The 18,534-nt window shown below is 36.9% G+C and carries 15 protein-coding genes; 7 read left to right on the top strand and 8 right to left on the bottom strand.

The features are described from left to right. Positions 1–8 precede the first annotated feature (8 nt). Positions 9–998, bottom strand: a complete 990-nt coding sequence (locus FHG85_RS08045; RefSeq protein WP_173074746.1) for a hypothetical protein — start codon at positions 996–998, stop codon at positions 9–11. Positions 999–1,056: 58 nt separating this feature from the next. On the opposite strand from FHG85_RS08045, the gene galE reads away from it, so the two are divergent. The 3 genes from galE (at position 1,057) to FHG85_RS08030 (ending at position 4,613) form a co-directional block, all read left to right on the top strand. Beyond that, complete coding sequence (gene galE / locus FHG85_RS08040) at positions 1,057–2,085, top strand: UDP-glucose 4-epimerase GalE (RefSeq protein ID WP_173074744.1); 1,029 nt, start codon at positions 1,057–1,059, stop codon at positions 2,083–2,085. Between the two features lie 165 nt (positions 2,086–2,250). Further along, a complete protein-coding gene (locus FHG85_RS08035) occupies positions 2,251–4,281 on the top strand; it encodes a TonB-dependent receptor (RefSeq protein ID WP_173074741.1) in 2,031 nt (676 codons plus the stop codon). A 71-nt stretch (positions 4,282–4,352) separates the two neighbouring features. Next, positions 4,353–4,613, top strand: coding sequence for a hypothetical protein (locus tag FHG85_RS08030; protein ID WP_173074739.1), 261 nt, complete (start codon positions 4,353–4,355; stop codon positions 4,611–4,613). A gap of 66 nt (positions 4,614–4,679) precedes the next feature. Here the strand turns inward: FHG85_RS08030 and FHG85_RS08025 are convergent, their stop codons facing one another. Together FHG85_RS08025 and FHG85_RS08020 are read right to left on the bottom strand one after the other, a co-directional pair. After that, on the bottom strand, positions 4,680–5,510 hold the full coding sequence (locus FHG85_RS08025) for a hypothetical protein (RefSeq protein WP_173074737.1): 831 nt from the start codon (positions 5,508–5,510) through the stop codon (positions 4,680–4,682). 15 nt (positions 5,511–5,525) lie between these two features. Then, positions 5,526–7,241: a M20/M25/M40 family metallo-hydrolase gene (locus tag FHG85_RS08020; RefSeq protein WP_173074735.1), complete on the bottom strand. Its 1,716-nt coding sequence runs from the start codon at positions 7,239–7,241 to the stop codon at positions 5,526–5,528. A gap of 95 nt (positions 7,242–7,336) precedes the next feature. On the opposite strand from FHG85_RS08020, the gene FHG85_RS08015 reads away from it, so the two are divergent. After that, the gene (locus FHG85_RS08015; RefSeq protein ID WP_173074733.1) at positions 7,337–7,672 is read left to right on the top strand and encodes a hypothetical protein; all 336 of its coding nucleotides are present in this window, start codon (positions 7,337–7,339) and stop codon (positions 7,670–7,672) included. Then, positions 7,665–9,320 carry a nucleoside-triphosphatase gene (locus tag FHG85_RS08010; protein WP_173074731.1) on the top strand — a complete coding sequence of 552 codons (1,656 nt, stop codon included), beginning with the start codon at positions 7,665–7,667 and terminating at the stop codon, positions 9,318–9,320. The genes FHG85_RS08015 and FHG85_RS08010 overlap by 8 nt, the downstream gene beginning before the upstream one ends. Positions 9,321–9,376: 56 nt before the next feature. On the opposite strand, the gene FHG85_RS08005 is transcribed toward FHG85_RS08010, so the two are convergent. From FHG85_RS08005 to FHG85_RS07990, 4 genes are all read right to left on the bottom strand, one after another. Beyond that, positions 9,377–9,958 carry an indolepyruvate oxidoreductase subunit beta gene (locus tag FHG85_RS08005; protein ID WP_173074729.1) on the bottom strand — a complete coding sequence of 194 codons (582 nt, stop codon included), beginning with the start codon at positions 9,956–9,958 and terminating at the stop codon, positions 9,377–9,379. Between the two features lie 19 nt (positions 9,959–9,977). Continuing rightward, positions 9,978–11,594: a thiamine pyrophosphate-dependent enzyme gene (locus FHG85_RS08000; RefSeq protein ID WP_173074727.1), complete on the bottom strand. Its 1,617-nt coding sequence runs from the start codon at positions 11,592–11,594 to the stop codon at positions 9,978–9,980. Between the two features lie 279 nt (positions 11,595–11,873). After that, positions 11,874–12,281, bottom strand: coding sequence for a secondary thiamine-phosphate synthase enzyme YjbQ (locus tag FHG85_RS07995; protein WP_173074724.1), 408 nt, complete (start codon positions 12,279–12,281; stop codon positions 11,874–11,876). Positions 12,282–12,283: 2 nt separating this feature from the next. Then, positions 12,284–12,706 (bottom strand): arsenate-mycothiol transferase ArsC, encoded by a 423-nt coding sequence (locus tag FHG85_RS07990; protein WP_173074722.1) that lies wholly within the window; start codon positions 12,704–12,706, stop codon positions 12,284–12,286. 112 nt (positions 12,707–12,818) lie between these two features. Between FHG85_RS07990 and FHG85_RS07985 the strand changes: the two genes are divergently transcribed. Further along, the gene (locus FHG85_RS07985) at positions 12,819–15,287 is read left to right on the top strand and encodes a TonB-dependent receptor (protein WP_173074720.1); all 2,469 of its coding nucleotides are present in this window, start codon (positions 12,819–12,821) and stop codon (positions 15,285–15,287) included. Between the two features lie 5 nt (positions 15,288–15,292). Here FHG85_RS07985 and FHG85_RS07980 read toward each other — a convergent pair whose 3' ends face one another. Further along, a complete protein-coding gene (locus tag FHG85_RS07980) occupies positions 15,293–15,496 on the bottom strand; it encodes a hypothetical protein (RefSeq protein ID WP_173074718.1) in 204 nt (67 codons plus the stop codon). 225 nt (positions 15,497–15,721) lie between these two features. Here FHG85_RS07980 and FHG85_RS07975 point away from each other — a divergent pair, with 225 nt between their 5' ends. After that, the gene (locus FHG85_RS07975) at positions 15,722–18,508 is read left to right on the top strand and encodes a response regulator (protein WP_173074716.1); all 2,787 of its coding nucleotides are present in this window, start codon (positions 15,722–15,724) and stop codon (positions 18,506–18,508) included. Positions 18,509–18,534 lie beyond the last annotated feature (26 nt).

Here is an 18,534-nt window from a genome sequence, read left to right as displayed (position 1 = left end):
TTTTCGGTTTAGTAATGTTTCTTAACAATGAGGTCAAATATTTTCCTTTTGTACTGCCAAATTATAGATAAAATAAAGCCTAAAATGGCAAAAAGCAGTCCAAAATTCTTTGCGTATTTAGAATAAGGATTTTCTGCCTTTGAAAGAGGGGTGAAATCTTGAACTATTGTTATTGGTTCCCTGTTAATTGTCATATCTTTTTCTATTTTCAAAAGTTTTTCTTCCAATCTTAACTTATCGTTATGGTAAAGTTTTCTATCCTTTTCGTTTAATACAACCATTTGGTTTGAGTTTACTTTTTGCATCATTGGTAACTCAAAATATTCTACCTTTTGAAGGCTGTCAAGTTTTTTGATTTCAGATTTTAAACTCTCAATAAGGGCACTGTTTTGTCGTAATCTCTCCTCATTGTTTTCAGTTATAAACTTATTCCTATTTATGTAGTTTATAATCCCATCGCGAGCACTGGTAAAAACTCTTTCGTTAAAAACTTCAAGCCTAATTACAAAAAAGTCTTCCATCCTTTTAATAGAAGTATCCTTTGGATTATACGTTTTGTCGTAGTCAATAAGGTCGGGAATACCGTCTTTGTTGTAATCTAATGCATAGAAAGCCTCAATTGATTTTATCTGTTTTGCTTTTGCAGTATCGATATCTAAGTAATTGGCAGCAATAGGGTAGTTTTTTTCTTTAAAAAGGTCGTTTAGTAAATTTATTGAGTTAACAATATATGCATTATCAACAGAATTTGATATGGCTGTCATTTCAGATGAATAAAATCGCTTTGTGTTGATATACAAGACATAACCTACTATTAGCCCAATAATTCCAAACGATATTATCCAAAGCGATTTACGAATAAGAAGCAGAAAGAACTTTAGAATAAGGTTGATAAGCCAGTTTACACCATTTTTAAAACCCTGCCACATTTTGCCAAATAGTTCAAGCAAATCGATTTCATCGGTTGTTTGAGGGCGATTGTTTAATTCACTATTCATTGTTTGCATTTTTTAATCTTTATGCAAAAATATTATTTTTGAGAAAAAATTTTAGGGAATGAGTAAAATTTTAGTAACAGGAGGTGCTGGATATATCGGTTCACATACTGTGGTGGAACTGATTGATGTTGGTTTTGAGGTAGTTATTGTTGATAATTTTAGTAATTCTACACCTGATTCAATTAAAGGAATTGAAAAAATAACTGGTGTACTACCAAAATTATATGAAGCAGATTGCTCCGATGTGCTTAGAATGCGTCAACTTTTTATCGATGAAAAAGATATTGAGGGAATTATACATTTTGCTGCCTTAAAAGCTGTAGGTGAGAGTGTTGAAAAACCGTTGGATTATTATCGTAATAACCTGCTCTCCACAATTAACATGATGCAAATGTTAAGAGAGTTTAATGGCAGGTATATGGTTTTTTCAAGTTCATGCACTGTTTATGGACAGCCTGATGTTCTTCCTGTAACTGAACAAACACCACGAAAGCCTGCAATGTCGCCTTATGGGAATACCAAAAGAGTAGGGGAAGATATTATTCAGGATACTGTTAATGCTTCTGAGGGGATTTACGCCATTGCTTTAAGGTATTTCAATCCTATAGGAGCACATCCTTCTGCTGAAATTGGTGAATTACCGCTTGGCAAACCTGATAATCTTGTTCCGTTTATAACACAAACAGCTGCAGGTATTCGGGAAAAATTGCAAATTTTTGGCGACGATTACAATACTCCCGATGGAACAGCCATCCGCGATTATTTTCACGTGGTTGATTTGGCCCGTGCCCATGTGTTAGCTTTAAAGCGAATGATGGAGGGAAAGAGTAGGAATAGCTATGAGGTATTCAATGTTGGCGCTGGTAGAGGTATAACTGTTCTGGAAATTGTAAAGGCTTTCGAGAAGGTTACTGGTGTTAAGCTAAACTACGAAATTGTCGGACGTAGGGCTGGTGATATTGAAAAGGTTTGGGCTGATACTTCTCTGGCTCAGTCGGAGTTGGGCTGGAAAGCACAAAACACACTTGAAGAGGCGTTGCTCACAGCTTGGAACTGGGAGAAGAGGATTAGGATAATTAAAGGTTAAAGGACTGTGTTCGGCGAAGACGGATAAAGGATAAAAGATAAAGCCTGGCGAAGACGGATAAAAGATTTATTAACGAATACTAACCAATTCTTTATAAATACTTATTTTTGCAGGGGTTGAGCATATTGCTCAACCTTTTTGTTTAACCTTAAAAATTAATTAGTTATGAGAATGAAGAATTTCTTTAAAAGTGTAACCATGCGATTTTCTAAGTGGTCGCATAAAGGGTACGGCGTATTTGAAAGTATCAGAAACGTTGTAAACATTGGAGTCTTACCATTATCGTATTGTTTATTGGCAATGCCAATGGCAACATTTGCACAAACCGATAGCGTTACGGTTTCCAAAAATGTTGATATCGAAGAGGTGGTTGTAAATGCTCGCAAGAAAGCGAGTACCTATTCGGAGCTGACAAGGGTAGTAAGTGTAGTGTCCCGCGATGAGTTGGGGCAACGTAAGGCCACCTCGCTTGGAGAACTGCTAGAGCAGGTGGCAGCAATTGATATCAGGCAGCGTGGTACGCATGGCGTTCAGGCCGATATTAACCTTCGAGGTGGAACTTTCGACCAGGTTCTTGTGTTGCTTAATGGTATTAATGTTACCGATCCGCAAACTGGTCATCACAACCTAAACATTCCTGTTGACCTTGATGCTATTGAACGTATCGAGATCCTTCAAGGCCCTGGTGCGAGAGAGTACGGCCCTGGCGCTTTTGCTGGTGCTATAAATATCATTACAAAACCTGATGGGGATAACCATGGAAATCTATCTGTTTTTGCAGCGGAGCATGGACTATTAAAGTCGAATCTATCTCAAAATATCTCAAAAAATAATTTTAAAACATTTATCTCCGCTTCTTACGACAAGAGTAATGGGTATATTGATAATACCGATTTTAAAAGATTAAATCTTTACTCCCATTCAACATACAAGTTGTCAAATGGCGAAGTCTACCTGTTTGCTGGATACCAGGATAAAGGTTTTGGTGCAAATAGCTTTTATACACCTAAGTTTCCTAACCAGTATGAGGCAACAAAAGCGCTCCTTGGTTCGTTTGGCTATGATATGCAAATGGGGTATTTTACCTTAAAAGCTGCAACATATTACAGGAAACATACCGATAGATTTGAGCTTTTTAGAGAGAATCCTGCATCGTGGTATACTGGGCATAACTATCATGCAACAGATGTTTATGGCGTTAAGATGTCTGGAAATAGGATCTACTCTTGGGGTAAAACCGATTTAGGTGTGGAGCTACGCCGCGAGGAGATCTTGAGTAATAAGTTAGGTTCAGAATTGGTTGATTCAGTGAAAGCTTGGGGCGAGGATGCATACTACACCAAAGGCGATTCACGAAATAGTTTTATTGCATTCGCTTCACAGGCTGTTTATCTGAATGGGTTTGCTATTTCGGCTGGTGGGCAGTTTTACCATTCTAATAAATTTGGAAATAACTGGACTTGGGGTGTTGATTTATCATATGGGCTAACAAGTATGCTCCGTCCATTTGCCTCAGTAAATCGTTCGTTTAGGTTACCTACTTTTACTGATCTGTACTATCAAGGCCCTACAAACATGGGAAATCCTAACCTTAAAGCCGAGTTTGCTACTACTTACGAGGGCGGTGTGAAGTTTAATCATAAGTTGGTGCACTCTGAGCTATCATTTTATTACCGAGAAGGAAATGATATTATCGACTGGGTTAAGGCGCCTTCCGAGATGGTTTGGACTACAACAAATTACACCAAACTGAATACTCTGGGTGCAAATGTGTATTTATCTGTGAATACCACCAACCTAAACTTTTTTACAAATAAAATTTCCTTATCATACTCATTTGCTAACAATGAAAAACCTAAAGGAGACCTTGATTCATACTATGTTTTAGACAACCTAAAACATAATCTAAGCATAGCAGGATATCACACTTTCCCTAAAGGCTTTTACTTAAATTGGACCTTACGCTATCAAGAAAGGTATGGCGAATATCTAAAATATGTTGATGCAAGTACCTCTATTCAAACACCATATCCCAATGTTTGGCTATTAGATTTAAGGGCTGGTTATTCCTTTAAGAATATCAATGTGTTTGTGGATGCATCCAATGCACTTGACCAAGAGTATGTTGATATCGCCAATGTTACACAACCAGGTAGATGGGTTGGCATAGGTATTAATTACAATTTTAACCTGTAGTGAACATATAATTTTTCTATTTGAGCAATTATTGCTTTATTTGCAGAATATCAACCAAAAACAGATTTTTTATGAAGAAGATTACTTTATTTGTTTCGGCAATTTTATTTGTTGGAAGCATGGCGCTTACCTCTTGTGGAACAAATGCAAAAGATAGCAAAAAGGAGAAAACCGAAGAGTGTTGTGCCGAAAAGAGCAAGGCCGATGACAATGCTTGCTGCGATTCTACCAAAGTTGGCGCTGAAAGTGATAGTACTAAAAAGGCAGGATGTTGCAGCGAAGGCGAAAAGAAAGAGCCATGCAGTCAACCATGTGAGCATAATCACAACTAATAACGAGTGATAAATAAAGAAAGGCCGCCAATTAAACTGACGGCCTTTCTTATTATGGTTGTATGGCTAAAAAATATTCATTGTTTGAATAAATCCTGTCATAATTTTTCCTGTCTCATAGTTCAGTTCTGAACCAAAAAGACTGTGAGGAATTGAAAAAACCACAAGTGTAACCACAGCAGCAAATATAACGATTGATGGTCTGTCTTGCTTTCTATTAATTAGGTAAGCAACAAGCCAGGTTAAAAATGCAATTAAGGTTTTATTATCGGTTAAGTCGAAACCAAATGGGAAGCCAGTCCAGAATTCTCCAAAAGCAAACTTCTGAACAATGGGGCCAAGAATAAGTCCACCTAAAAACATCAAAATAAGTGTAACAAGTGTGTTCCGTTTAAACCTAGGCTCTCTTATTAATGCTTGAATTCCAGCCAGGTTGGAGAAGAGCATGGCTAGGAACATGATTAAGATGTGCGGAATAAGTACAAATATCGGAACAGGATCCTTGTATCGTATTATAATAGGGGTTTCTTTGAAAAAGTATTTGGTTTCCCCTCCATCGAGTATTTCTATGTAGTATTCTAATTTTGCGGCCGATGGCATTTTGGGTAAAAAGGCTTCTTGTTTTTTTTCATCAATTGGTGAAAATGTAATAGGTGTGAATTCTTCCTCAACTCTAAACTTTTTGTAGTAGAGAGTAGCCACAGCCGAAATGGGGAGGTTAAGAACAACCCTTGTGTCCTTGTCCGTATCGCCACTCCTTGGCACTTTTGATTTAAAAGTTTCATTTTCCACCGTGTAGGTGAAGGCCTTTGGATGAGTGGGGCCAGTTAATCGTTGATAAATTGCTGCAGAAATGGTTACTAGTAAAGCAATTACAATAACGCCAAACTTCTTCATGATATTTCAGTTTTGTTAGAGTTCAACAGTTAGTTCAATAATATTATCGGCTCTTTTAATTTTTACCTTAACCTTTTCACCAGGGTTTAATTTAGAAAGGGCATCGGTATAATCGTATATGTTCTGAATAGGTTTCTCATTTATGGCGATAATAAAATCGCCTGTTTCAATACCAGCTTTTGCTGCGGGTTTTTCGTCGGTTACACCTAGAACTTTCAGTCCTTCATCGCCAGAACCACTTACATCGGGCATAATGCCAAATTTTACTTTTATTTTGGGCGCTCTTCTAGACGATAGCGCTCGGCTGCTTGATTTTCTAAAAGTTAACGGTTTGTCCATGGTTGCAAGTTTGTGAACTAAACGGTAGGTGTATTTTGAAACTTTCTCCATTCCGTTGATGTTAAGGAATTCAACATCGTCTTTCGGACTGTGATAATCGGGATGTAATCCGGTATGGATAAAAAATACAGGGATTTTTTTTGCATAGAAAGTAGCATGGTCCGAAGGACCACTCCCTTCAGGTACCAATCTTAGATTAAGAAGGCTGTCGGAATTTATTAGGTTTAGAATTGAATCGGCTTCTAACGATGATTTATCACCATGAACCTCTAAGGTGTTGTTTCTTAACCGACCAACCATATCTAGGTTTACCATGGCTTTGATATTCTCAATAGGAATTATGCCCGACTCAACAAACCTATTTGAACCAATAAGTCCCTGCTCTTCTGCTCCAAATGCAATGAAAATTACATTGCGTTTTAACTTCTTTCTTTCTTTTGCCAACTTTTGGGCAATTTCAAGCATCGACACAACTCCCGATGCGTTATCATCTGCCCCATTATGAATTTCATTTAGGGCTGGAGCTCTGCTTCCTCCATATTCTCCTAATCCGAGATGGTCGTAGTGGGCGCCAACTACAATATACTCATTCCTGTAATCAGGATTTGAACTTTGAATCATCCCTATTACATTCTGGGTTACTATATTGTTATATACCTTCCCCGATTTTCCACAAATTTTTATGCCTAATTCTTGTGATGTTAAACGGTTGCTTTTTAGTAGGTTGGGTATTGAATCAAAAACAACATGAATTCCAGCAAGTAATTTTTTTGATGCATTTGGTTTTATAATAAATATAGGGATTTCGGGTAAACTATCCTCTTGGACAAATAGGTAATCGGATAGGGTATCCTTGCTTACAAGCATAATTCCTGCTGCACCGTTTTTAACTGCCATATTGATGGGTTTCCAATTCAAGTACTGATACGAATGGGTGTTTGTTTCATAGTAAATAACAGCCCATTTCTTTTTTAAGTCGATTTTTGAGTAATAGGACTCTGTGTCGCCAAAACCAACAAATACCCCATTGCTGCATAATGAGTAGGGGCCATCCTTTATTTCAATTGTAAAGTCATTGCCAAAACTCAATGGCTCTCCGTTAATGTCAAGATGTGCTTGCTTCGCAAATAAAGGGTTATATCTTCGGAACGAAAAGAATTGGTAGCCTTTATCGCCCAATTGCTTTAATCCATACTTTTTAAACTCATCGCGAATATATTTTGCTGCAATTTTATCGTATACAGTGCCTGGTAATCTTCCTTTCAAACTGTCGGAGGCTAAAAAGCTAACATGGTAAAGCAGTTCATCGGAAGTAATTTCAACATTTCGTTTGATTTGTGCATCTGCGATTGTCGATACGAAAATAAGCAGGAGTAGAAAATTTCTATACATATTTATCTATTTTTGCATTAAAACAATTATAATCAAAGATAGCTTAAATCAAATCAATTTTTGTTTTGGCTTCAATTTTAATACCAATTTTGTGAATGGCTAAAAATAAGTTTTCGGAGCGAAAATTAATTCTTTTTACTTTAGGAATCATAATACTATCAGGAATTGTTAGGTTGATTTCGTATAGCGTTGGTGTATGGATGTTTTACCTTTCATTCTCCCCATTCATATTTTATAGGTTGATATACTATTTACGGAACAGGGGTAAACTAAGTAAGTCCGATAAATATCGACGATATACGATGATGGTAATAATGCTTACCATTGTTTTAAAGGTTTTAGGTTTTCAGGACGGAGAGTTCATTTTACTTTTTGTTTTAGGGATTGATTACCTTATTATTGTACAAAATCCAAGAAAGGTTAATGGATAAAAAATCAAATTCATATAGCTTAAGCCCAATATGGCAAAGAGCAGTTGTTGCTGGAAGCATATGGGGAGCGTTAGAAATAACATTTGGCTCGGTACTTCATAATTTAATGTTGCCCATGGCTGCGGGAACACTGCTTGCTCTTTTAGGGGTTTTAACTGTTTCTGCAATAGCAGCAAACAATATTAAGCGAGGGTTCTTTTTGCGTGCTGCCTTAATTTGCGCCTTGTTAAAATCAGTATCGCCAAGTGCAGTAATTCTCTCTCCTATGTTTGGTATTCTGCTTGAAGGAATTTTAATTGAAGTGGGATTGTTTTTATTAGGTGCTAATATATTTGGTTTAGCCCTTGGAGGAGGCTTGGCCTTGCTCTCTGTTTTGCTTTTTAAGGCTGTTAGGCTTTACATGGTTTATGGTCAGAGTATTATAGATTTTTTTAAGGAGATATTTAGTAGGTTTGATATTAGCAGTTCAGTAATTGCAATATATTTTCTGCTTTTTGCATATCTAGTTCTGGGTGTTGTGGGCGCCTTAATAGGATATTATACGGGCAAACGCCGTAATACAGATTTACTTAATAGCCTGGAGTATACAATGTTTGATAGTGAAGTGAAACATTTTAATGTGACAGATATTTTTGCTTTAGCTATCCACCTCTTTGCTCTTATATCATTCCTGTCATTGGCTTCGAAATTTTCATTATGGGTTGATATTTTTATTGCAACATCTTATGTGGCTACTGTATTGTATTTATATGAGAGACCTCGCAAAATGTTAAAAAAGTTAACTCTTATTGTTCCGATTTTAATATTTTCCTTTATACTTCCTGTATTCACAGCACAACATGCTGAAATTTTCTTGCAGGGGGTATACATTTTTACCAGAGCGGTATTTGTTGTTGTTGCACTTGCTGTTATTGGCATTGAACTTTCCCGCCCTGGTTTAAAAAATCTATTTAACCGTGGCTTTTTTAAGCCGGTTTATAATGCCACGGCAATGGCCTTTAATGCCCTTCCTATTTATTTGAATCTATTTAGCGATGTGGGAAAAACTCCTAAAAGTGTGATTAACGGTATTCATGGGGCTATCAGAAAAAATGTTTGGAATGGAATACGTCCAATTATTATACTAACAGGTGGGTTGGGAGAGGGGAAAACATCATATTTAAAAAATCTTGTTGAACTGCTCAATGCAAATAAATCAGTTAGGGTAGAGGGCTTTATTGCAAAAGGTATAGGAGAACCGCCATTGCGCAATGGTTATTTGCTTCAAACCATTCCCGAGAAAGAAGAGATGCTACTATGTAAACGGATTGCCGCTTGCGGATTGCCAAACAAATCGTTTGAGTTTGATACAGCGCTTGTGGAGCAGATGACCGTAAAATACAAAAATATTAAGGTTGATACAGTTTTAGCAATCGATGAGGTTGGACGGCTTGAACTTTGGGGCGATGTTTGGGCTAAGCTGATAGAACATCATTTAAAGAACACTCAAAATCCGCTAATCTTTACCGTTCGTCGTGAAAACCTTATGCTAGTTGTAGAACGTTTGGGCCTTAAAAATGCAATAGTAGTTGATATCGAAAAGACTCCAGCAGAGGAGTGCTCAAAAGAGTTGCTTAGGGTTTTTACAAGCTATTTAGAGCATTTGTAAAATGAAAAAAGCTGTCGAATAATACGACAGCCTTTTTGGTTAGGTTATTGGGTTGGTTATCGGTTTTTCTCGCTGAATTCACGTCCCATTCTTAAGGCTTTTAGGTTGAGCTCAACAATCTCATCGCCTTTTCGGCCAAATAGCTGGCGAATGCCCTCTTCAATTTTTTCAAAAGGAATATCAAGGAAAAGCGAGGCTGCACCAAGCATTACAATATTCGATGCGCGCGAAGAACCTGCTTCTTTAGCTAAAGCATCGGCATCAATGGCGATATGGTTTTTTACTTCCTTAATTTTTGCCATGAGGGCATCCGCTTCTGGATAATCGGGGATATTGTTGAATGGGGTGATATTTGTAACTAACCAGCCATTTTCACCAAGAAAGGGTAGATAGCGTAAACCTTCCATTGGTTCAACGGAGATTATCATGTCGGCCTTTCCAGCAGGAATTAAATCCGATGCTATAGGCTTGTCTGAAATGCGAAGGTGCGATTGTACATCGCCACCACGTTGGCTCATACCGTGAACTTCTGCTTGCTTAATGTACATGTTGCTGTTGACTGCAGCAAGGCCAATTGCAGCAGCAATTGAAAGAATACCTTGTCCGCCAACACCTGCAAGTATTATATCGTTTTTCATGATTTTAATTCTTTATCGGTTATTTATTTGCTTGTTTCTTTTCAGCTTTTTTCCTACGAGCAAAGGTTTGAATACACTCGCGTTGTGGTATAATTACTGATACTCCGTTGTAGGCCAGCTCCTCTTTGATGATTTTTACGTTTTCTTCGTGGTTCTTTCTCAAAGGGGTAACAACTCTTATGTGGTCTGGATGAACACCTATGCCCTTACAAATATCAACAATACGTCCTGTTGCAGATGAATGCTGACCACCAGTCATTCCTGTTGTTGAATTGTCGGAGATTATTACAGTAATGGGTGAGTTTTCAATAACAGCATCAAGTAAACCTGTCATACCGCTATGGGTAAATGTTGAGTCGCCAATAACTGCAACCGCAGGAACAAGGCCAGCATCGGCAGCACCTTTTGCCATAGTGATTGAAGCTCCCATGTCGACACATGAATTAATGGCATTAAATGGAGGAAGCGCACCAAGCGTATAGCAACCAATATCTGAAAACACTCTACCAGTTCCATACTCCTTAAGGGCTTCGTTAAGGTCGGCGTAAACATCCCTATGTCCACAGCCTTGACAAAGTGATGGTGGCCTGTTTTTAACAACATCTGGAACTGGTTGGCCTTCTACAACTTCCATTCCCAGGGCTTTTGCAACAATGTTGGGATTTAGTTCGCCATCTCGGGGAAGTGTCCCGTCTAAACGACCAAGAATAGGTTTGCCAACATTTAAGTAGCCCTTAAGCATCTCTTCAACAATTGGATAGCCCTCTTCTAGTATTAGTAACTTATCGCAAGAGTTGTAAAGCTCTTCAACCTGTTTACGAGGAATTGGATATTGACCTATCTTTAATACTGGGTAGGGGCATTTATGCTCAGGGTAGTTTTCAATTAGGTAGTTGTAGGCAATTCCCGTTGTGATTATCCCCATGCTCTTGTCTGTTCCTTCAATTAGCTCGTTAAAGGCCGATTTTTCAGCTTCCAGCTCCATAGCAGTTTGGGAAACAAGAAGCTTTTTGTAGTTCTTACGGGCAATTGATGGAAGTAGAACGAACTGACGAGGGTCCGAAGGTAAACGTAGCTCATTTTGGGGCTTTATGGTTTTACGTTGAACACCAGAGCGGGAGTGGGCTAAACGAGTTGTTATTCTTAGCAGAACGGGAACGTTGAGCCTTTCTGATAGTTCAAAACCAAAATAGGCCATATCATAAGCTTCTTGCTGATTTGCTGGTTCAAGGATAGGTATCATTGAAAATTTTCCGTAAAAACGAGAGTCCTGCTCGTTTTGGGAGGAGTGCATTGAAGGGTCGTCGGCTGAAACCACTATAAGCCCGCCATTTACACCTGTTATAGAAGCATTAATAAAAGCATCGGCTGCTACGTTAAGCCCTACATGCTTAAAGCAGACCATAGCCCTTTTGCCAGCATAGGACATGCCAATCGCGGCTTCCATTGCGGTTTTTTCATTTGCAGACCACTGTCTGTGTATGTTTAGCTCAGCCGCTTGCTTTGAGCCTTGAACGTATTCCATAATTTCGGTTGAAGGTGTACCTGGATAGGCATAAACTCCAGATAAGCCACCATCAATAGCTCCTTGTGCTATGGCTTCGTCTCCTAAGAGTAGTAGTTTATTGTTGCTCATATTGTTGTTTTTTTGTTTTAATTCGATAATTAATTTTTAGGAAAATATTAGAAATAGTTAGAAAATCTGTTGCATTCATCCTTATAGGCCTCCAAAACGTTTTAAAAATCCCACGTTTTGCGCCACACTATGAAGGTAGTATATAAAACTCAAATTCATTTTAGTTACAAATCGTAATTAATAAGTGGCTATATATTTTAAACCTTTTAGCAAAAATAGAAAATTCAATTAATTAGTTAAAGTAAAAAAATCAAAAAAATGAAATATCGTAATTTAAAGTTATTCTAATATGGTTGCAACAATCTTTCTTTCTCCACCATGATGTCGGAACTCACAAAGATAGATTCCTTGCCAAGTTCCAAGGTTTAAGCGCTTATTTGTTATTGGAATGATTATAGAAGTTCCAATTACGGAACTTTTAATGTGAGCAGGCATATCGTCGTTGCCTTCTAGGTCGTGTTTAAAGTAGGGCTCCATAGGGTAGTTGCGGTTAAAAAAGGCCGTGAAATCGGTTCGTACTGTTGGGTCAGCATTCTCATTTATAGTAAGTGCAGCTGATGTATGCTTTATAAATAGATGTAGTAAACCGAATTCAGGTAGTTCTGGTAATTTGTTTAGGATTTCATCAGTAACCAGATGAAATCCTTGTGGGTAGGCTCTTAGCCTAAATTCTACTTGCCTTGTCATAACTAAAAGAGTTTTTTTATGTGTTCATGAATGAAATCAAAAGCCCAATTCTCAATATCATCTCTTAAAGCATCGTAGGCTTTTAACGTGGTCTTCTCGTCATCTGAAACTAAAGGAGGATTGAAATGATAAGTATATAAGTTTTTATGTTTTATAGTTGTTCTAATATCGGTTGTTAATTTTTTATCCATAACTAAAACAATGTCAAATTCTTCATTCTTGAACTCATCTATACTTTTAGGCTTATGCTTTGTAATATCTATTACCGCATCCATCATGCTTTGAGCGGCTCGCATATCGAGTGCTTTAGGATTAATTCCAGCACTTTTAACTGTAGCACTCCCTCTTGAATAGTAGCTAAACCAACCTTCTGCCATAGCTGAACGACAGGCATTTCCCTCTGATACAATCAATATTTTCTTCATTCTCATCTTTTTTTTGACAGGTGTAATTGCACAATAAAGGTAAAGTTTTTGAGTTAATCATTTATCATAATTGATACGATTGCTACCTTTGGGGCTGAAAATGGTTATGTTAATGTTAAATAAACAATCAAATTCTTTTCGGTTTTTTGCGGTTATTTTACTAACCTTTTTAATGGTTTTTAATGGGAAGGGACAGGAAAAAAGTGTTCTCATTACTGGAACAGTTGTAGATTCTCTTAATCATCCAATTCAAGGTGCAAGTGTTATTGTAAAGAATAGCTTTAAAGGTGTTTCAACCGATAGGAATGGTAGGTTTTCCATTAATGTATCAAGTGCTGATTCGGTTACGTTAACCATCACATATCTTGGCTATGAAACAGAAAGTATTAAGATAGATTTACGCCAAAAAGGGCTAAAGCCCTTAAGTGTCGTTTTATATCCATCGCAAAAGCAGATAGAAGGGGTATACGTGCGTTCTGGCCAACGCGTTGCTGGAAATATGGAACGAATAGGTATAGACAAGTTTACCGGAGCCCCAAACATTTCGGGTGGATTTGAGTCTCTTTTAAAGCTAATGCCAGGGGTGGCTTCATCAAACGAGCTGAGTTCGCAGTATAGCGTTCGAGGCGGTAATTTTGATGAGAATCTTGTATATGTTAATGATATTGAGGTTTATCGGCCTTTCCTAATTCGTTCGGCTCAACAGGAGGGTCTTAGCTTTATAAATCCCGACATGGTGGGTTCGGTAGAATTTTCTTCGGGTGGCTTTAATGCAGAATTTGGCGATAGAATGTCATCAGTATTAAATGTGAAGTATCGGGAGCCAAAAGAAACTTCTGCTAAGGTTACCGGAGGATTGCTTGGCTCATCGGCAACCATTGAAGGCCTTGCGTTTAACAATGAGCTATCTTTCATTACAGGTGTTCGATATAAAACTTCAAAATATCTGCTAAACTCACTTGAAACCAAAGGCGATTATAATCCTTCATTTTTCGATTGGCAGGGGGTGGTAAAAAAAAGATTTTCCGATAGATTTAGTTTAGGATTTCTTGGTAACGTGTCGGTTAATCAATTCAATTTCCTACCGAGGGAGAGGGAAACCAACTTCGGAGTGTTTAATAATACGTTGCAGCTGAAAATATACTATGATGGGAAAGAACAGGATAGGTATTTATCTTCGTTAGGTGCTTTGTTTGCTCAGTACCAGGTTAGTCCTAACTTTAATGTTAAAGCTATTGCTTCATCATATTATTCAACGGAACGTGAAACATACGATTTGCTGGGACAGTACTATCTTAATGAACTCGATAATTCTATGGGTTCTAAAACCTATGGCGATAGCCTTATTAATGTAGGAATTGGTGGATTCTTAGACCATGCTCGGAATTTAATTAACTTGAACGTATCAAGCATTAAGGCTATAGGTGAGGTTCGGTATGATAAAATAATTACAAAATTTGGGGTGCAACTACAGCGTGAATTCATGAGCGACGAACGATTGGAGTGGGGGCTTGTAGATTCGTCGGGATATGCAATTCCCTACAACGGACAAGAGGTTGGAATAAATAATTTTTATAGCGCCTTGTCTGATATTGAATCTTATAGGTATATGGGGTTTGCTCAATCACGATTAAGTTTTAGTATTGGTAGTTGGGAGTATAAGGCGATTGGAGGGATAAGATTCAACTATTGGACATTTAACAATGAGCTGCTTTTGAGCCCAAGGTTTTCTCTTGATTTCAATAATGTAGATAAGAATTGGATTCAATATCATGTAGCTTTTGGGTATTACAACCAACCGCCCTTTTATAGAGAGGTGAGATTGCCCGATGGAACGTTGAACACCAAAATAAAGGCGCAGCAATCCATACACGCATTGGCTGGTTTGGAATACTACTTTACAGCTTGGGGTAGGCCATTCCGATTTAGCCTAGAGCTATATCAGAAATGGCTCAAAAACCTCATACCATATAGTATTGATAATGTTAGGCTAAGGTATTCGGGCCAGAATCTTGCAAAGGGGTTTGCGCGTGGAATTGATGTTAAGATAAATGGTGAGCTGGTCCCTGGTGCCGAGTCGTGGGTTAGCCTTTCGCTGCTAAGGACCAAGGAAGATAACCTTACCGACAGCTATGTAGATGAGAATGGGCAAGTGGTTAATCCAGGTTACTACTATCGCCCTACAGACCAGCCCGTATCAATTGGGATATATCTGCAAGATTATCTCCCAGGGAATGAGAGTTTTAAGGTGAACTTAACAGGTGTTTATAGTTCTGGTTTGCCAATGACTTCCGACGACTCAAACGATTATAGAAGTTCTTTTAGAATGCCACCATACAAGCGATTTGACATAGGATTTTCGAAGGAATTTATTAAAAATGGTAAAAGCAAAAATGCTTTTTGGAAAGTTTCTAATCTTTCTGTTGGTATAGATGTGTTTAATCTTTTCAATTTTAATAATACTGTATCTTACCTCTGGGTACAAACAGTATTTAATCAGGAAGGTAATTCTTACAAGTTTGCTGTCCCAAACTATCTTACCTCACGCAGAATAAATGTTAGAATTCAAGCTACCTTTTAAAATGATTAAAAGAGTCGTGGGTAGTCTTGGTCAAACTGATTCAACACCTTTGAGATAATAGCTTCGCGTATAAATTTTGACTTGTTCTTTACCTTGTATTTTTTGCAATACTGGTTTATTGCCTCAATTTCACAGGTGTTAAAAAGTATCTCTTTTCTATGAATCCGTTTAAGTTTTTCTGTATTAAAACCTCTTCTACGGCTAATCATTTCTATGGTCTTTTCTTTTTTACAAAGAAAAAACTTATTGAGTTGATATGCTAAAAATTAAATAATAGTTATTAAAAAGTTTTTAACAGCTACTTTGATTATTAGTCAACCTCTTATGATGTTTATCTAAGCATTTAGTTTAAAAAATCGAGTTAATTTTGATTATTTGCAAAATCAATTTAAATTTATTGAGTCAAAAAAAACAAAGCATTAGAAATAGTTATTATGCCTGAAAGCATGCCCAATAATATACCTCGTTCTATAAAACATTTCCTAAGTAATGAAAAAAGATTCTTAAATGCTGGTTTCTGGTATTGGGATTCTGAATCAAATAAAATTCATGTATCTAAAAAGGTTTTAAAAACTTTAGGGATAGCAAATGAATCAGATGAATTCGAGTTTAACACGCTATTAGGAATAGTTTATAAAACCGATAAGGATAAGTTAAAAAGAGCATTTAACCGATTAAAAAAGGGTTTTTCTTTACAACGTGAAGTCGATTTTAGAGTTAAAGAAGGTAAGGGGTGGCAATGGGTTAAGATAATCGCATTAACAGACGAAGTCGTTTCTGAAGGTAAGCGATACATTATTGGACAGTTTAAGAGTATTGATGTTGGAAAATATACTTCTAGTGAATACGATTTCTTAGATGCCATGAGTTTTGCCACTTTTCGGTATAATCCAGTCGATGAGGTTATTTCTTGGCAAACTTCAGTTCCCGATGATTTTTCAAGTAGTGATGAGTTCTGGAATATTGATGATTTTAAGAAATATTTAGGTGAGGAAACCTTTAAGAGTTTAAAGTCGAACCTGCAAGTATTCATTAATCAGTCAAATAGTAAGGAGTTAGCAATTAACTTTAATTATAGGTCGATTCCTTATAAGTTGAGTTTTGCAAAGGTTCGTGATTCATCATTTCTTCAAGGTGTTTTATATCGGTACATTGAGGCAGAAAATGATGAATCAATAAACATGCAAAAGTTTTCTAAGATACTTAACAGACATCAAGTAGCATTTTTGGAAATAGATAAAAATGAAAATGTTGTTGGTTGGAATGGATTTGCTGCAAAAATATTTGGCTTTGAGAATTCCCCTTGTCAAATCAGCATATTAAAAAAATTCTTTTCTGATACCGAATGGTCAAAGTTTTACGATTGGGCAAAAGGTGAAACCACAAAACAACTAACAACTTCTTTTAAAAGAGAAAATGATGATGAGCTGATATTGTTATGGAAGAAAGTGATTGATGACGCTACCGAAAGGGAATCAACCATATTTGCAGCACGTGATATTACAGGACAGGCAAAATTGCAAGGTCGGGTAAAGGAGTTAGAGCATTCATTAGGGCGACTAAAGGCGTATAGCCTTAAAATTCAAAAACTAACAACTGGGTCAGATGTACTAAAAGCTTTTAATGAGGAGATTAAGCAGTTGTATCCTAAGGCAATCTCCGTTGTTTTTTCTTACAATGATGATGATAATTTTCTGACCATAGTTGACATTTCTGGAGTAAACGAAAAATCTTATAAAGTAATAGTTGATGAGTTAGGTTGGAATCCTATTGGCCGAAGGTTATTTTTTGATTCAGAAAATCTAAGATCGTTACTTCCTTCTAATACCAAGGAATTGACAATTCCAATAAATGAAGTGCTAGATGGAATAGTCTCGGTAGTTTCATATAAAAATTTAGAACGAATTTTTGGAGTTGAAAAGACCTTTGGAGTAGGTTTTATAAAAGATGATAGGGTTTACGGTGGCACCTTAATAATAAAATCCCAAAACTCAAAAGAAATATATTCTGATGTTATTGATGAGTATGCAGTACTAACCTCATCTCATTTAGCAATTGTAAACCAAATAAATGAGTTAAAGGCCAAAATAGATACTTTAAAATCGAAAATATCGGAACAATATGATTTAATAACGCATATAAGCCATAGTGTTCGCACCCCATTAAACTCAATACTTGGTTTTAGTAATTTATTTGAGCTGACAGAGATTGATGAAACCCAGAGGAAAGACTTTATAAAGATTATTCAGGAACAGAGTAATGAGATTTTGGAGCAAATGAATCAGTTCCAGGATTATGTTAGGGTTGCTAATCATTCTATATCTATCATTAAAGCAAATCAATGTATAAACGACCTTCTAGTTGAATTGCAGGATGCTGCCAAATCAAGCTGTAGTTTGGTTCGTAGTAATACAGTAATCGTTACATTTTCCAAACCCGAAAATTCAGATTTTCTAGAAATTTATACTGATTCTGGCAGAATTATACAAGCATTTGTTATTTATATCAATTATCTATCGAAAATAATACAGGCTGGTTCAATTGATTTTCGATACTCAATTGTTGAGGGAAAGGTTATTTTTTCAATAAGCGAAGTTGAATCTGCAATAGATCTCTCAGTTCGTGAGCAGATTATTGAGGCTCTTAAAGGGGTTGTTGGTGAGGAAGTTAGGAATATTAACTATTTCAATGTAATTTTAGCTAACAGAATAATCGATTTACTTGGAGGTGATATTCGTATTAGTGAGGAGAACGAGAAAATTAAAGTTGAAGTTGCTTTTGATTTAAATGTAAAGGTAGATGAATCTTTTGAGGATAATGAGGAGGAGCAAGAGACGACAACTTTGGTTGACTATAAAAATAACATTATTCTTATTGTGGAGGATGAAGAGGTAAACTATTTAATACTTAAAGAGCTAGTTCATTCATGGGGTGCATCGTCGCTTTGGGCCAAAAACGGAAAGGAGGCTGTAGAACTTGTGAGTTCCCTTAATAAAAGCATCGATTTAATTTTAATGGATATCAGAATGCCCGTAATGGACGGGTATGCTGCTACGATGGAAATCAAACAGATTAACCCTAACATCCCAGTGGTGGCTCAAACTGCCTATTCTGCACCCGAAGAAAGGCTGAAGGCTCAGGCAGCAGGTTGCAATGGTTACATCACAAAGCCTATTGATCCTAAAGCCTTGTTGAATGTAATCGAGATTTTCCTCGGCTAATTATTCCTTTTCTTTTGCTATTTTTG

The organism is Tenuifilum thalassicum, from assembly GCF_013265555.1.
In the GTDB taxonomy this organism is placed as follows: Bacteria; Bacteroidota; Bacteroidia; order Bacteroidales; family Tenuifilaceae; genus Tenuifilum; species Tenuifilum thalassicum.
This window is presented reverse-complemented; position numbering and strand designations above follow the sequence as displayed.

What these genes read in the sequence shown, in the direction of transcription:
- FHG85_RS07985 (WP_173074720.1), top strand. Translation starts at nt 12,819, where the DNA reads ATGTTAAATAAACAATCAAATTCTTTTCGGTTTTTTGCGGTTATTTTA.
- FHG85_RS07975 (WP_173074716.1), top strand. Translation starts at nt 15,722, where the DNA reads ATGCCTGAAAGCATGCCCAATAATATACCTCGTTCTATAAAACATTTC.
- FHG85_RS08025 (WP_173074737.1), bottom strand. Translation starts at nt 5,510, where the DNA reads ATGAAGAAGTTTGGCGTTATTGTAATTGCTTTACTAGTAACCATTTCT.
- FHG85_RS08005 (WP_173074729.1), bottom strand. Translation starts at nt 9,958, where the DNA reads ATGAAAAACGATATAATACTTGCAGGTGTTGGCGGACAAGGTATTCTT.
- FHG85_RS07995 (WP_173074724.1), bottom strand. Translation starts at nt 12,281, where the DNA reads ATGACAAGGCAAGTAGAATTTAGGCTAAGAGCCTACCCACAAGGATTT.
- FHG85_RS08020 (WP_173074735.1), bottom strand. Translation starts at nt 7,241, where the DNA reads ATGTATAGAAATTTTCTACTCCTGCTTATTTTCGTATCGACAATCGCA.
- FHG85_RS07980 (WP_173074718.1), bottom strand. Translation starts at nt 15,496, where the DNA reads ATGATTAGCCGTAGAAGAGGTTTTAATACAGAAAAACTTAAACGGATT.
- FHG85_RS07990 (WP_173074722.1), bottom strand. Translation starts at nt 12,706, where the DNA reads ATGAAGAAAATATTGATTGTATCAGAGGGAAATGCCTGTCGTTCAGCT.
- FHG85_RS08035 (WP_173074741.1), top strand. Translation starts at nt 2,251, where the DNA reads ATGAGAATGAAGAATTTCTTTAAAAGTGTAACCATGCGATTTTCTAAG.
- galE (WP_173074744.1), top strand. Translation starts at nt 1,057, where the DNA reads ATGAGTAAAATTTTAGTAACAGGAGGTGCTGGATATATCGGTTCACAT.
- FHG85_RS08030 (WP_173074739.1), top strand. Translation starts at nt 4,353, where the DNA reads ATGAAGAAGATTACTTTATTTGTTTCGGCAATTTTATTTGTTGGAAGC.
- FHG85_RS08045 (WP_173074746.1), bottom strand. Translation starts at nt 998, where the DNA reads ATGAATAGTGAATTAAACAATCGCCCTCAAACAACCGATGAAATCGAT.
- FHG85_RS08015 (WP_173074733.1), top strand. Translation starts at nt 7,337, where the DNA reads ATGGCTAAAAATAAGTTTTCGGAGCGAAAATTAATTCTTTTTACTTTA.
- FHG85_RS08000 (WP_173074727.1), bottom strand. Translation starts at nt 11,594, where the DNA reads ATGAGCAACAATAAACTACTACTCTTAGGAGACGAAGCCATAGCACAA.
- FHG85_RS08010 (WP_173074731.1), top strand. Translation starts at nt 7,665, where the DNA reads ATGGATAAAAAATCAAATTCATATAGCTTAAGCCCAATATGGCAAAGA.